The sequence below is a fragment of the Pseudoalteromonas sp. 2CM39R genome, assembly GCF_023161845.1.
Genome location: NZ_JALNTM010000007.1, coordinates 265,651 through 279,667, shown reverse-complemented (window position 1 = coordinate 279,667; position 14,017 = coordinate 265,651). Strand labels below are relative to the sequence as shown.

Sequence of the window (14,017 nt, the reverse complement as noted above, 5' to 3'; positions counted from 1 at the left end):
GCAATTCTTGCTTATTTAATAATTTTTAGCGCTGCTAATTGATCAAATAATGCGGGAATATCATCCTCAGCCACTGGCTTACTAAAATAATAGCCTTGAACAATAAAACAATTATTATTTTGTAAAAACTCAACTTGCTCGATTGTTTCGACCCCTTCGGCAACTACATCAAGCTTCAGCTTTTGTGCCATAGCAATAATGGCCGCAGTGATCTCCATGTCGTTATCATCCTCAGGTATATCTTTGACAAACGAGCGGTCAATTTTAAGAATATCGACAGGGAAACGCTTAAGGTAACTCAGTGAAGAATAACCCGTACCAAAGTCATCAATAGAAATTGAGATACCCAACTTTTTAAGTTGATGTAACTGATCAATAGCTGCTTCAACATTCCCCATCAGCATGCTTTCGGTTAATTCAAGATGCAGACTTTTAGCATTAATCTGCGTCTCTATAATTATTTTTTTCAGCATAGGCACTAAGCTTGCGTCTTTAAACTGTCTTGCTGACAGATTTATCGACATATTACTTGCTCTACCTTGTTGTTCTAGTCGCTTCGTAAACTCACACGCTTGTTGTAGCACCCATTTACCGAGCTCTACAATTAAACCCGTTGCCTCAGCTATCGGAATAAACTTAGTCGGAGGAATAAACCCTTGCGTAGGATGGAACCAACGAAGTAATGCTTCATATCCCACCACGCTATTATCGCGACAATCAACTTGTGGCTGGTAATGTAGCGTGAGTTGCTTTTCTTTAATCGCATGACGCAATTCATTTTCTAGGAATAATCGTTCATTAGCTGCCGCATTTAGATCTTGGCTATAAAAATGGAAAGTGTTACGCCCTTTGGCTTTGGCCTCATACATGGCTAAGTCGGCATGCTTTAGTAACTGATCTTCTTCTAGGCTATCAAATGGTGCTAAGGTGATCCCAATACTTGCACTGACAATTACTTCATTGCTGCCAAGTTTTATCGGCTGGTTTAAGGTTTTTTGTATGGTGTCAGCGACTTCAGATGCTTCTTTTTGATGTTCAATACCACTGAGTAAAACAGCAAATTCATCCCCACCTAAACGGGCTATGGTATCTTCTGCTCGTAAGCGCTGTTTTAAGCGTGTTGCCACTTCAACTAACAGCTGATCACCCGCATCATGACCTAAAGTATCGTTAATACGCTTAAATTCATCCAGATCAAAATAAAATAAAGCAAACGAGTAACGCCCTCTCTCAGCAAGCGCCATCGACTTCCTGAGCTGCATTCTAAAGAATGTACGGTTAGCAAGCCCGGTTAGTGTGTCAAAGTAAGCGAGCTGTTCCATTTTTCGTTGGCTTTCTTTCACAAACGAAATATCTTGCGCTGATGCCACGTAACTGGTTATTTTACCACCGTCTTCTCGAATAGGTGACACACTAAGCGATACCCATATTGGCGACTTGTTTTGCGCTTCAATAAGCGTATCTCCTCGCCAGTAATTACGATTACGCAAATCAATGTCAATATCCTCTACCAACATGGTCATTTCATTGGCAATAATTGTCAGTAATGGCTGACGCAAAAAATCATTTTCGACAAAATCAGTCATCTCTAACATTTTTGGATTAACGTATTCAATGACAAAATTTTCATCGGTGATCACCACCCCTGTACCAGAGAACGCAACCGCTTTAGACAAGCGATTTGCAGCTTTCTCTGCGATTTCTTTTTCTATTATGCGCTGGTTTAAGCCGTCAATGAGTTTGCGAATTTCAATGGTCATATCTTTGAATGAACCATTAAGCGTACCAATTTCATCTTTATTTTCTTTTGGAAACTCAATCTCTAACTGGCCTTTACCAAAGTTAGTAACTGCATAAACCAATGAATGTAAGCGTCTTAATACCAATTGGTAAAGTGCTTGGTGTAATAATAAAGCAACTAAAATGGCATACAGAATAAATAGGCCAAAAAACTTAAGCTTTAAGTCTTTCAATGCCGATAACGTTGAGGAGCGCTTTTTATATACACCCACATACCAGTTTACACCTTCAACTTTATGGATATTTATAATGTAGTCTTCATCATTTAATGAAAATGAATCGGCATATTCTGGTAATTGTATTTGCCCTGCGTTATCAATAACGCGCTTTAGTTCTGGAGAAATAAAGTCATCTGGTAATAGCTTTTTGCCTGCCTCTCCGTACTCTTTATAATTTTCAGAGGTTAAGTTTGGATGTGCTAATAGCTGTCCTTGTTTATCAAACACTACTAAGTGTTTTTCCTTTCCACCGACGGGTAATTGCGATATGAGTGAGTTTAGTGAAATATCGTTACCGGTAACCCCTAAAAACTCATCATCTTGATAAATGGGAACAATTAAACTGACTACCCATTTATTCCAAACTTCATCATAGTAAACTTTTGACCATTGAGGCTCTCGTTGTGGGTTAGTTAAAGACTTCGCATAATTGAAGCTATCACTTTGGTTGAATGTATAATTTCCAGGCACATTAAGCGCCCAGTTTGGCGGTGCGACACGAATAAAGTTATCTTCAGTTATAAGATAAAAATTATAAAAATCTTGAATTAACGTAGGAGAAATAACTTTCCAAAGGGATTCAGAATCAGCAATTAGCTGTTTATAAAAAGGAGAATATGCAGTTTGAGGGATAAACGCGGCTGATAGCCCATCCGATGATGCACTGCGCACTGAGCCATCATTGGTGAGCTGCATTGTAGGTGCAGTATTATTTTTAAATGACAGCTGTCCCTCAAATAACTGCTCGCTAACAACAATATTAGCTTGCTCTGCTATTTTAACTTTGGTCGCTATCAGGTTATTAAACTGGTTTATTAATAATTCATTTGATTGCTTTAATACCTCATGCTCTTCAAAAACAAGCTGTTTTTCTTCTGACTTGAGCATTAATGCAGCCGCACAAATGCCAGCCACTAAACAGATACCAGAGATCAACAATGATAACTTTACACTAAGTGAGTTTATGCCAAATCGAGATGGAGGGCGTCGATACACAAAAAGCCAACCTTATTTATAATTATTATTTTTTCAAGTAATAGAAATATACCAGAACTTAAATCAGAATTATAAATTATTTATAAACTTTTAAAAAACAACACCTTTTGTACACATATTAGGTAAAAAAGCCGCGTCAGGTAAGTGCTTGTTGACATTGGGAGTGACACTTCATACATTAAGGGTATGAATATAAATTACTCACACGCCTTTTTTTCTTTTTTTAGCTTCTTTATATAGAAGAGGCTTCCCTGTTTGTGAGATAAAATCAATCGAATAGTAAAGCCTCCCAACTGGGAGGCTTTTTTATTTTCACTGCAAAATCAGTGATATTTTTGGAATGAGGAAAACCAAATGAGCAACGATGTACTTGATACTCTCAGGCACGATATAAATGAAATCGACTCCGATTTACTTGTTTTACTAGCAAAGCGACGCCGCATTAGTCATGGCGTAGTTGAATATAAAATTGCAAATAATAAACCCATTCGTGATGAGGCCCGTGAACTGGCTTTGCTCGAAAAACTTATAGGCTATGGCAAATCGTTAGGGCTTGACGCTTACTACGTTAACAACGTGTTTCAAACGATATTAGAAGACTCAGTATTGCATCAACAAGCCATGCTTCAAAAGAATTTAAACCCCGATGCACTGAGCGAAACCCATCGCGTAACGTATTTAGGCGGTCAAGGCTCTTATAGTCAGCTTGCATGTCATAAATATTTTAGCCGTCGCCCGGGTAAATTAGTTGAAATTGGTTGTACCTCATTTGAAGAAATCACTGGTAAAGTAGAAAAAGGTCAAGCCGACTTTGGCTTACTGCCTATCGAAAACACTAGCTCAGGTAGTATTAATGAAGTATTTGATTTGCTGCAGCATGCACAAGTCTCTATTGTCGGTGAAGTTACTCATAGCGTTGAGCATTGCTTATTAGCAGCCCCAGGAACTGAGCTGAACCAATTAACTAAAGTCTTTGCACATCCGCAACCCTTTGCCCAGTGTAGCCGCTTTTTACAGGGCCTTGGCGAACTTCAGCATGAAACCTGCGATTCAACCTCAAGTGCATTAAAATCAGCTCTTGAAACACCGAACAGCGCAGCAATCGGCTCTGCGCAAGCAGGGAAAAATGTAGGCCTTGAAGTGATCAAGGCGAATCTTGCCAATCAAAAAGAAAATCACAGCCGCTTCATTGTGGTTGCCCGAAAACCACTGCAAGTATCAACTCAAATCCCTACTAAAACTAGCTTAATTATGTCAACCAAGCAGCAGGCCGGTTCGCTTGCCGATGCGTTAATGATTTTTAAACAGCATAATATTAATTTAGTGAAACTAGAATCTCGACCTACTCCTGGTAACCCATGGGAAGAAGTATTTTATGTGGACTTGGAGGCTAACTTAATCGATAACCAAGTGAAGCATGCATTGGAGGAGCTCAAACAGCACACTCAATATGTTCGTGTACTTGGTTGTTACCAAAGCGAGTCTTTACAAGCTGTGAGCGTAGAAAGCTAACAAAATATTAAAAAAGGGCCTAGCGGCCCTTTTCTTTTCATGGAGCTATTCTTTTTAATCAAGTACTTTCGCATCATTCGCTTTATTTAAAAGACTACGGCTTTGGGTTAAAAAGTGCGCCGTTGAATCTGAGAAATAAGACTTTGCATCAGCAAAAGCATCAATTAATGCGGACTTATCCCCTGCTTTTAGCTTTTCAAGCGTTTGCGAAAACAAAGACTGATACTGCGCCAATAAGCTTTCGACATTGTCAAACTGCGCTAACATAATATCGGTGTATAGCTCTGGCGATTGCGCAAATAAACGGCCAACCATCATTAGCTCTAATTGATAAATAGGTGATGAGCAACTTCTTAACTCGGCAAGTGTATGCCCCTGTTTTGCTAAAAACTGACCGTACACAAAGGTGGTTAAATGGCGCATAACCTGAATAATTTGCATTGCTTCGTCATGCTTTTTGGCCTCAAGTTCAACTAACTGACAACCCCATATTTGTAGCTGTTTTAATAACCCTTGTGCCACCTCATGACTACGCCCTTCACACACCACCACGGTTTGTTTCACCCAATGGGAAATATCAGGTCCAAACATTGGATGTAAACCAACAACTGGCCCACTATGTACTTTTTTAAGCACAGCTAATGGTGCTTGTTTAACTGATGTAATATCAACCAGCAAACAATCATCATCAAGCTTTGGAAGCGCGTTAACAACTGTTTCAAGAGCATTTATTGGTACACTGATCATCACCAGTTTTGCACCTTTTAGAATATCCGCTGCCTGTGATTGCTGCGCTTTATCTAAAATTTTGACTTCGTAACCCGAACGCTGAAATTGTTTTGCAAATAACTGACCCATTGCCCCTTCACCACCAACAATAACAATTGGCGATAATTGTGGGTCGGCACAGGCTAATTTGGCTTGTTGATTTTGATAAGCTTCACGCATCATGCGTCTGAGAATGTCTTCGACTAAATCAGGATTTACACCTTGATTAATAGCCTCTTGACGTCGTGCAGCTAATAAATCAGCTTCTCGATCGGGTGCATGTAATGGCGCGCCAGTTTGTTGTTTTATTGCGCCTATTTGTTGAGTAATACCATTGCGTTTTGCAAGTAAGGCAACCAGTTGCGCATCGCATTCATCTATACTTGTTCTTAGCTGCGCTAAATCACTTATCTCTGCCACGTTCTCATTCCATCCAAAAAAGCAAAATCGTAAATTAAAACTTACAAAAAAGTAAACTAATCAATACGATAAATACTAACAGGATACGTTAGGGGTTAAAAGGCAAATTATTGAAAAGATCACTATCAGTTGTTCAACTAAAACCAAGGTGGAAACGGTAGTAAGTAACCTAAACGCTAGATAATAAATCTATCTCAAGCAGCTATTTCAGCGCTAACTTCATTGAATTTACGTAGGTTCAGGTTAAGTAGAGGATCTTAAAAAAGTGGCAAAGGCCACTTTTATTAAGTAACCGGCGAGCGGTTAAGGAGAACTATTAGTATTCTAATGCCATAGCCGCAAGCGACATAACACTGTCGAATGATTCTGCGCCAGCGATAAATAAGCCATTGTGACAAAACATAGCATCATCGATACCGGTTACCGCTTGAAATTCATCATCTGATAATCCTGCCCATGTTGCAGGTAATGACTTTCTGTCTTCAAAAGAGCCTAATTCTGCAGGCACTGTTTGCACTATCCACTTGCCAGAATGAGATGGGTAAACGACAAATAATGCCTCATCAGATAAACTATGTACGGTTTTTTTCCACGGAGTATAGCGCTCTAATACGATTAATCGAGGATCATCAGCTTGTTTTATTGCTTGAGCAACAATCTTTTTAGCATTTAAACCACCTCGGGCAGAAGCTACAAAACGAATCAGTAAAGTGTGTGCAAATTCAACCGCTTGATCAAAAGCAGCATCAAAATCACTTTCCTCTTCCCATGTTGGGTTAAACATAGAAATTGTTTGGCTTAAGCTAATGCCTGTAGCAACCCCTTCAACATGACCACAATCAATGGCATCAATAGTTGATACAAGCCCTGCATCCACCGCATTCGCCACATCTTGGTTATCATCACATATTGCTAAGCCATATTTTTTCCACACCAAGCCAAATGACGAAAAAGGAATACCATTTTCACGAGCGCCAGCACCGCCACGCTGATGATGATCAAACCGGTTAGTTTCTGGGTCATATTGACCACCAACATCAATAACCACATCGGCGTCATTAATAATCGCATTATCGCGTGTGCGGATCAGGGTAAAAGAAGGGAAAATAATTTTAAGTGCAGCGATACTAAAAACATCATCTGCGTGAAAATTGCCGTTGTGTGTAACTATCGTTTTATCATTCATTTTTGTACATCATTTTTGCAAGAAGTGAGAAGATATTGTGATTTGAAGTGAACCACACTTTAACGCATGCAGGTTAAGGTGTGTATTGGTTTTTGAATGTAGCGATATAAAAACCGCAATAGCATTAAAACCAAAACGGGTTGCAACCCAAAGGTTGCAACCCGTTTTTTTGCGTTGATAAACAGCGCGTATTAGTTAAGTTTTTCTCTAATACGTGCAGATTTACCAGAACGCTCACGTAGATAGTAAAGCTTAGCACGACGAACCGCACCGCGACGCTTAACTGTTACGCTATCAATAAGAGGGCTGTGCGTTTGGAATACACGCTCAACACCTTCACCGTTCGAGATTTTACGAACTGTGAATGCTGAGTGAAGACCACGATTACGCTTAGCGATTACAACACCTTCAAAGGCCTGTAGACGCTCTTTAGCACCTTCTTTTACTTTTACCTGTACAACTACTGTATCACCAGCGCCGAATGCAGGTACGTCTGTTTTAAGCTGCTCTTCTTCAAGCGCTTTAATAATATTTTGGTTTACTTTTGCCATTATGTTTCTCACTTTCCTAGGTGTAACTGTCTTCTAGCCACAAGCTTTTTGGTACTCTTGCTGAAATTTCGCGAGTAATACCGCTTGCTCCTCAGTCAGAGCTAGGTTATGCAACAAGTCAGGACGGCGAAGCCAAGTTCTACCTAATGACTGCATAAGCCGCCATTTTGCTATCTCTTGGTGGTTTCCGCTGAGCAATACAGCAGGCACCTGTTTGTCGTCCAATGTTTCTGGCCGTGTATAGTGAGGACAATCTAGCAAGCCATCCGAAAATGAATCTTGCTCTGCTGACTGGTTGTGTCCTAAAACCCCTGGCACTAATCGCGCTACTGCGTCAATTAATGTCATGGCAGGTAGTTCACCCCCACTCAAAATAAAATCACCAATTGACCATTCTTCGTCAACGTACGATTCTATTATTCTCTCGTCTATACCTTCATAGCGACCGGCAATTAAAATCAGTTTTTCAGAGTTTGCGAGTTCGCTTGCCCCTTGCTGATCTAATTTGCGCCCTTGTGGCGACATATAAATTACTTTTGCACCATCACCTGCAGCCTGTTTGGCTTCAAGAATGGCTTGTTTAAGTGGTTCAACCATCATTAACATGCCTGGTCCGCCCCCGTAAGGACGATCATCTACGGTTCTATGCTTATCAGTTGCATAGTCTCGTGGATTCCAGCAGTTAAAGTCGATTAAACCCTTTTTAACAGCGCGACCGGTTACACCTTGCGTTGTAATTGCATCAAACATATCCGGGAAAAGGCTGATAACCCCTACCCACAACGAACTTGTTTGACTCATTAAAAGCTTGGATCCCAATCTACAGTAATTTCTTTCGCATCATATTTAACCTCTTGAATAACTGAATCAGTTAAAAAAGGAATTAAACGTTCTGCTTGGCCAAATGCATCTTTACTGTTTGCTTTCACAACCAGTACGTCATTTGAGCCTGTCTCCATAAGGTCATCAACAATGCCTAAGTTATAACCTTTATCAGTTACAACCGACATGCCAATGAGATCTCGCCAATAGAATTCACCTTGCGGTAATTCTGGTAGCTGCGCTGAATCCACAGAAATTTCAACATTGGTATAAGCCATTGCTTGGTCTCTGTCATTTACTTGCGCAAACTTAGCGATAAAGCCTTTGTTGTGGCGACGCCAGTCGACCACTTCTAAGGATTGCCATTTACCTTGCTGCCCTATCAACCACGGGCTGAAATCGAAGATCCCTTGGGGATCATCAGTAAATGAATGCACCTTAAGCCAGCCCTTTATACCATATGGGGCGCCGAGCTTTCCTACGACAATTATTGATGAGGTGTTCTCTTGACTCATGGTTACACTTACGCCTATTAAGCCGCTTTACGAGCGTCTTTAACTAATTTAGCTACACGATCTGAAAGACCTGCGCCTTGACCTAACCAGTGCTCAACACGTGGTAAATCTAAACGAAGTTTTTCTTCTTGACCTGAAGCGATTGGGTTAAAGAAACCTACTTTCTCGATGAAGCGACCGTCACGCGAGAAACGGCTATCCGCAACCACAATTTGATAGAAAGGGCGTTTTTTAGCGCCACCACGTTGCAAACGAATAGTTACCATACCGTCCTCTAAATAGATTGACTGTTTTCATTAATAAGATTTACTCCCCAGTATGGGGAGCCGGTGAATTGTACGAGTTTTTAGCAACAATGCAAGTAAGAAGTGATGCAAAAAGGCAGTTTAGTAGATTAAACCGTGATCCAAGAAGAAAAAGCATGTGAACAAGCTATTCTGTGCATAGTTTATTCAACAATAAAGAGGCAATTTGCCTCTTTATTGATTGCTTTTTATATCGTATCGGAGATATTAAAGGTTAAATTATTAAAATTTCGGGCCACCGCCGCCCATCATTCCCGGTGGTAACATCCCTTTCATGCCACGCATCATTTTTTGCATGCCACCTTTGCCTTTCATTTTTTTCATCATTTTTTGCATTTGGGTAAACTGCTTAAGCAGCTTATTGATTTCTTGTACTTGAGTACCCGACCCCGCTGCAATGCGTTTTTTACGCGAACCTTTAATGATCTCTGGGCGTGCACGTTCTTTTTTCGTCATAGAGCTAATAATTGCTTCCATTTGAATAAAGGTTTTATCGCCCATTTGGCCTTTTACTGCATCTGGGATGTTTTGCATACCTGGCAGTTTATCAAGCATTGACATCATGCCGCCCATATTTTTCATTTGCTTTAATTGATCAGCAAAATCATCCAGTGTAAAACCATCACCTTTAAATACTTTTTTCGCTACTTTTTCTGCCTGCTCTTTATCTACTTTCATCTCGACTTCTTCGATTAATGAAAGTACATCACCCATGCCTAAGATACGTGAGGCGATACGATCAGGGTGGAAAGGTTCAAGTGCGTCAGTACGCTCACCAACACCCATAAACTTAATAGGTTTCCCGGTAATATGACGAATAGATAACGCAGCACCACCACGGGCATCACCGTCTGTTTTAGTTAAAATCACACCGGTTAAAGGCAATGCTTCGTCAAACGCCTTCGCGGTGTTTGCAGCATCTTGACCTGTCATTGCATCAACAACGAATAAAGTCTCGATTGGATTAATTGCACCATGAAGCGCTTTGATTTCATCCATCATGTCATTATCAACATGCAAGCGACCTGCAGTATCAACTAATACCACATCAATAAATTTCTTTTTCGCGTGAGAAATAGCAGCTTGTGCTATATCAACTGGCTTTTGTGAAATGTCACTTGGGAAAAATTCTACATCTACTTCTGTCGCTAATGTTTCTAACTGCTTAATTGCCGCAGGACGGTAAACATCGGCACTCACTACCAGCACTGATTTTTTCTTGCGCTCTTTTAAAAACTTAGCCAGTTTACCCACACTGGTTGTTTTACCAGCACCTTGAAGGCCCGCCATCATCACAACAGCCGGAGGTTGCGCGTTAAGGCTTAGCTCTTCATTAGCTTCACCCATGGCCTTTTCAAGTTCTTCACGAACAATTTTTATAAATACTTGGCCAGGACTTAAGCTTTTAGTAACTTCAATACCAACTGCGCGTTCTTTAACTTGTTTTACAAACTCGCGAACAACAGGCAACGCCACATCGGCTTCTAAAAATGCCATTCGCACTTCACGAAGTGTATCTTTAATGTTGTCTTCAGTTAGGCGGCCACGGCCACTAATATTTTTTAGGGTTTTACCTAATCGTTCTTGGAGGTTCTCAAACATGTAACGGTTCCGAAAAGACGTTGAAATCAACTCTATTAATAAGGTCGATGTTATTAAAATTCAATTAGAAATAGTATACCGTAAATGGTGGCATACAATACAGTGCTGAAATGCTGCTTATTGAGTTTCTTTTTACAGGGTCTATGCATTTGCTTTGCTATAAAATACAATGGCCACATAACGAACACGAATTATTTGACTTCAATTAAGTGGCCAAAGCAAAATGCTGATTATTAGTTTAACTATTATTGCCAGTTTATTTTATGTGTTAGCAACGTCTCACGTGCTTTCGCGATTGTTTCACCGTCAGGGGCCGAGCCAAAAAGTTACTATTATACTCAGTACTGTCGCTATTTTGGCGCACATGCTGCTTTTAGTAAATTCGGTATTTAGGGCTGATGGGCAAGATTTAAGTATTGTTAATGTGGCATTACTGACATGCTGGATTATCGTGCTGTGTGTCACCACTGTTTCTTTGAAGTTTCCCGCAACCTTGTTACTACCTGTTGTTTATGGCTTTGCTGCGCTTTTAACCATTTCTAGCTTATTTATCCCTCATCACGTTTTATTACAAAGTATTAATGTAGAACTAGCACTAGTTGCGCATATATCACTGTCGTTATTGGCTTACTGTATTTTAATTATTGCGACTTTATATGGTGTGCAATTTTATTTTATTGATAAGCGCTTAAAGCGAAAAGACCTAGCAATAGTTCACAGTCACTTACCACCTCTGATGGTTGTAGAGCGTCAACTTTACCAGTTATTAAACTTAGGCACCGTATTATTAAGTGTGGCGCTGATCACTGGTTTTGTATTTCTCGATGGCATGTTTGCCAAAGAGTTTATTCACAAAACAATCTTATCCCTAGTTGCTTGGGCCATTTTTGCCACAATTGCAGTTGGCCATGTCAAACGTGGTTGGCGAGGAAAAGTTGTGGTAGTTAGTATAATGATTGCCGCTTTTACACTCACACTCGCTTATTTTGGTAGCCGTTTTATACAAGAAGTGGTCCTGAATAAGTTTTAACTTGACTCTGAAAGCTCACTCTAGCTTAATACGCATTGGTTTATAAAAAAAGGATCCATCGTTGGACGACATATCGACAAGTACCCTGTTTATCATATTAGGTTTATTGGTGCTTTTTTCTGCTTACTTCTCCGGGTCAGAAACCGGAATCATGTCAATCAACCGTATTCGTTTGCGACACCTCGCTAAAGAGAATCATCGTGCTGCGAAACGCGTTAGTAAATTACTGAGTCGACCAGATAGGTTGATAGGTCTGATCCTAATTGGTAATAACCTTGTTAATATTGCTGCAGCGCAGGTAGCCACCATTATTGGTATTCGCTTGTATGGCGATTTAGGTATTGCCATAGCGACAGGTGCATTAACACTTGTTGTACTAATTTTTGCTGAGGTAACGCCAAAAACACTGGCCGCCCTCTATCCTGAGCGAGTCGCTTTTCCCAGCTCTGTGATACTCAAAGGCTTGTTAAAAATACTCTTCCCGTTTGTGGTTGTTGTTAACTGGATGACCAACGGCATATTACGCTTATTTGGAATTAGTGCTGCACAAATAGATGAGCACAGCATGAGTAAAGAAGAATTAAAAACCGTGCTTAACGAATCTGGAGCGCTGATCCCCGCGCGCCACCAAAGTATGCTGACCTCAATTTTAGATTTAGAACAGGTTACCGTTGAAGATATTATGATACCCCGCAATGAAATTGTGGCGATTGATATCAACGATGACTGGAAAATAATTAGTAAGCAGCTTACTCATGCTCAACATACTCGCGTGCTTTTATACCGCGACAATATAGATGATGCAGTAGGCTTTATTCACTCTCGTGATGCATTACGTCTTCTTACTAAAGAGCAATTCGATAAACCTTCGCTACTACGCGCTGTACGTGAAATTTACTTTATTCCAGAGGGAACGTCGCTTAATACTCAACTACTGAAGTTTCAGTTATCAAAAGAACGAATTGGTATTGTTGTTGATGAATATGGCGATATCCAAGGCTTAGTTACCCTAGAAGATATTCTTGAAGAGGTTGTGGGCGATTTCACTACTACTCAAACCCGCACACCAAGTGAAGAAGTAACCACACAGAACGATGGCTCTTACATTGTTGATGGTGGTGCTAACGTTCGCGACTTAAATAAAGAGATGGGCTGGGAATTCCCATTAGATGGCCCTAAAACTTTAAGTGGCCTGATTGTTGAATATTTGGAAGATATTCCTGATGCTAACTTAAGTATTCGTATTGCGGGTTACCCAGTTGAAGTGCTTGAAATAAAAGAAAACATGATTAAACAAGTTAAAATTCAGCCCAATAAACGTAAAAAATAACCCAATAAAAAAGGAGCCAAATGGCTCCTTTTTTAATTAATCAGGGCTTAGATTAATTAAAAGAATAAACGCTCTAACCAACCTTTGTCTAAATCATCCTCACAGCGTCTTAGCTGCGCTCCATAACGGCTCGCACGGTGTTTTACTTTATTGGCAACGCTTATTAACCATTTTTTCTTACGATAAGTGCCTCGCTTATAACCGCCCCACCCTTCGTGATAATTTAAATACTGTGCGTAGGCATCCCATTTAGAAACACCATTAACTTTATGGGTTTTATAAACAAACCACGCCATAAAATCGATCGCATCTTCAAATTCATCTCTATCAGCACCACTATTACCTGTTTCACGAATATAATCAGACCAAGTTGGCGTTTTAGCTTGAGAATAACCATAAGCATCACTTGCGCGTCCAGTTGGTATTATCCATAAAAAGTATTCCATGGGCGGTGCAGCATCATGACGAAAAGAGCTTTCTTGATACATCATGCTCATTAATACGTGTTTGGGAGAGCCCCACTTGTCTTGCGCGTCTTTTGCATCAAAATACCAGTCAGACTTTTCTTCAAAGATTTTACAAATATCTTCTGGTTGCTTAGGTGGTGCAGTGGCACAACCAACTAAAGTAAGCACTAGAGATAAAGTAATAATATTTTTTTTCATTTTTTAAGATCTCACTGAACTTTTTAAAAAAGCGTGGGTCTGAATCTATGAATGCAGCAGTACAGCATTGTTTCATCCCTAAAGAATATTTACGCAGCTACTATGAGCTGCGTTTTTTTTTGCCTACGACTTACTTGGGTCTGTTGACCTTTCAAGGTTGAATTTGCAGCAGTCTGTTTGGTATTTAGGCAAGGCAGAGCCTATGTGGTGTGGTTATTCCCCATAAATAGGCGATAACGCAACATCAATGCCAAACAGGCGCTGCCCTTCGGGTTCTGCCTAGGAGCGATTTGCTCT

Annotated in this window: 12 protein-coding genes and 1 other annotated feature; of the genes, 3 read left to right on the top strand and 9 right to left on the bottom strand. The window is 40.2% G+C overall.

Annotated elements, in window-relative coordinates:
- Window positions 1–11: 11 nt before the first annotated feature.
- On the bottom strand, window positions 12–3,014 hold the full coding sequence (locus tag MTF66_RS17665; protein WP_138621458.1) for an EAL domain-containing protein: 3,003 nt from the start codon (window positions 3,012–3,014) through the stop codon (window positions 12–14).
- 195 nt (window positions 3,015–3,209) lie between these two features.
- Window positions 3,210–3,325 (top strand) — a sequence feature (Phe leader region).
- A gap of 43 nt (window positions 3,326–3,368) precedes the next feature.
- Here MTF66_RS17665 and MTF66_RS17660 point away from each other — a divergent pair.
- Window positions 3,369–4,526, top strand: a complete 1,158-nt coding sequence (locus MTF66_RS17660) for a chorismate mutase (RefSeq protein ID WP_076921530.1) — start codon at window positions 3,369–3,371, stop codon at window positions 4,524–4,526.
- 54 nt (window positions 4,527–4,580) lie between these two features.
- Here the strand turns inward: MTF66_RS17660 and tyrA are convergent, their stop codons facing one another.
- The 7 genes from tyrA to ffh all read right to left on the bottom strand — a co-directional run bounded on the left by tyrA (window position 4,581) and on the right by ffh (window position 10,695).
- Window positions 4,581–5,714, bottom strand: a complete 1,134-nt coding sequence (gene tyrA, locus MTF66_RS17655; RefSeq protein WP_109875540.1) for a bifunctional chorismate mutase/prephenate dehydrogenase — start codon at window positions 5,712–5,714, stop codon at window positions 4,581–4,583.
- A gap of 316 nt (window positions 5,715–6,030) precedes the next feature.
- Window positions 6,031–6,900: an MYG1 family protein gene (locus MTF66_RS17650; protein ID WP_138621456.1), complete on the bottom strand. Its 870-nt coding sequence runs from the start codon at window positions 6,898–6,900 to the stop codon at window positions 6,031–6,033.
- A 191-nt stretch (window positions 6,901–7,091) separates the two neighbouring features.
- Complete coding sequence (gene rplS, locus MTF66_RS17645; RefSeq protein WP_008114473.1) at window positions 7,092–7,451, bottom strand: 50S ribosomal protein L19; 360 nt, start codon at window positions 7,449–7,451, stop codon at window positions 7,092–7,094.
- 33 nt (window positions 7,452–7,484) lie between these two features.
- A complete protein-coding gene (gene trmD / locus MTF66_RS17640; RefSeq protein ID WP_075170595.1) occupies window positions 7,485–8,252 on the bottom strand; it encodes a tRNA (guanosine(37)-N1)-methyltransferase TrmD in 768 nt (255 codons plus the stop codon).
- Entirely contained in the window at window positions 8,252–8,788 is a 537-nt protein-coding gene (gene rimM / locus MTF66_RS17635; protein ID WP_008114470.1) for a ribosome maturation factor RimM, read from the bottom strand. Before rimM ends, trmD begins: the two co-directional genes overlap by 1 nt.
- Window positions 8,789–8,805: 17 nt before the next feature.
- Window positions 8,806–9,054 (bottom strand): 30S ribosomal protein S16, encoded by a 249-nt coding sequence (gene rpsP, locus MTF66_RS17630; protein ID WP_008114468.1) that lies wholly within the window; start codon window positions 9,052–9,054, stop codon window positions 8,806–8,808.
- A 261-nt stretch (window positions 9,055–9,315) separates the two neighbouring features.
- On the bottom strand, window positions 9,316–10,695 hold the full coding sequence (gene ffh / locus MTF66_RS17625; protein WP_010391303.1) for a signal recognition particle protein: 1,380 nt from the start codon (window positions 10,693–10,695) through the stop codon (window positions 9,316–9,318).
- A 223-nt stretch (window positions 10,696–10,918) separates the two neighbouring features.
- Here ffh and MTF66_RS17620 point away from each other — a divergent pair, with 223 nt between their 5' ends.
- Together MTF66_RS17620 and MTF66_RS17615 are read left to right on the top strand one after the other, a co-directional pair.
- Window positions 10,919–11,725, top strand: coding sequence for an inner membrane protein YpjD (locus tag MTF66_RS17620; protein WP_010391302.1), 807 nt, complete (start codon window positions 10,919–10,921; stop codon window positions 11,723–11,725).
- Window positions 11,726–11,786: 61 nt separating this feature from the next.
- Complete coding sequence (locus MTF66_RS17615) at window positions 11,787–13,055, top strand: HlyC/CorC family transporter (protein ID WP_010391300.1); 1,269 nt, start codon at window positions 11,787–11,789, stop codon at window positions 13,053–13,055.
- Between the two features lie 56 nt (window positions 13,056–13,111).
- Here MTF66_RS17615 and MTF66_RS17610 read toward each other — a convergent pair whose 3' ends face one another.
- Window positions 13,112–13,720, bottom strand: a complete 609-nt coding sequence (locus MTF66_RS17610) for a hypothetical protein (protein WP_138621454.1) — start codon at window positions 13,718–13,720, stop codon at window positions 13,112–13,114.
- Window positions 13,721–14,017 lie beyond the last annotated feature (297 nt).

Coding starts and splice junctions, on each gene's coding strand:
- MTF66_RS17660 (WP_076921530.1), top strand. CDS start 3,369: ATGAGCAACGATGTACTTGATACTCTCAGGCACGATATAAATGAAATC.
- MTF66_RS17650 (WP_138621456.1), bottom strand. CDS start 6,900: ATGAATGATAAAACGATAGTTACACACAACGGCAATTTTCACGCAGAT.
- rplS (WP_008114473.1), bottom strand. CDS start 7,451: ATGGCAAAAGTAAACCAAAATATTATTAAAGCGCTTGAAGAAGAGCAG.
- trmD (WP_075170595.1), bottom strand. CDS start 8,252: ATGAGTCAAACAAGTTCGTTGTGGGTAGGGGTTATCAGCCTTTTCCCG.
- rimM (WP_008114470.1), bottom strand. CDS start 8,788: ATGAGTCAAGAGAACACCTCATCAATAATTGTCGTAGGAAAGCTCGGC.
- rpsP (WP_008114468.1), bottom strand. CDS start 9,054: ATGGTAACTATTCGTTTGCAACGTGGTGGCGCTAAAAAACGCCCTTTC.
- ffh (WP_010391303.1), bottom strand. CDS start 10,695: ATGTTTGAGAACCTCCAAGAACGATTAGGTAAAACCCTAAAAAATATT.
- MTF66_RS17620 (WP_010391302.1), top strand. CDS start 10,919: ATGCTGATTATTAGTTTAACTATTATTGCCAGTTTATTTTATGTGTTA.
- MTF66_RS17610 (WP_138621454.1), bottom strand. CDS start 13,720: ATGAAAAAAAATATTATTACTTTATCTCTAGTGCTTACTTTAGTTGGT.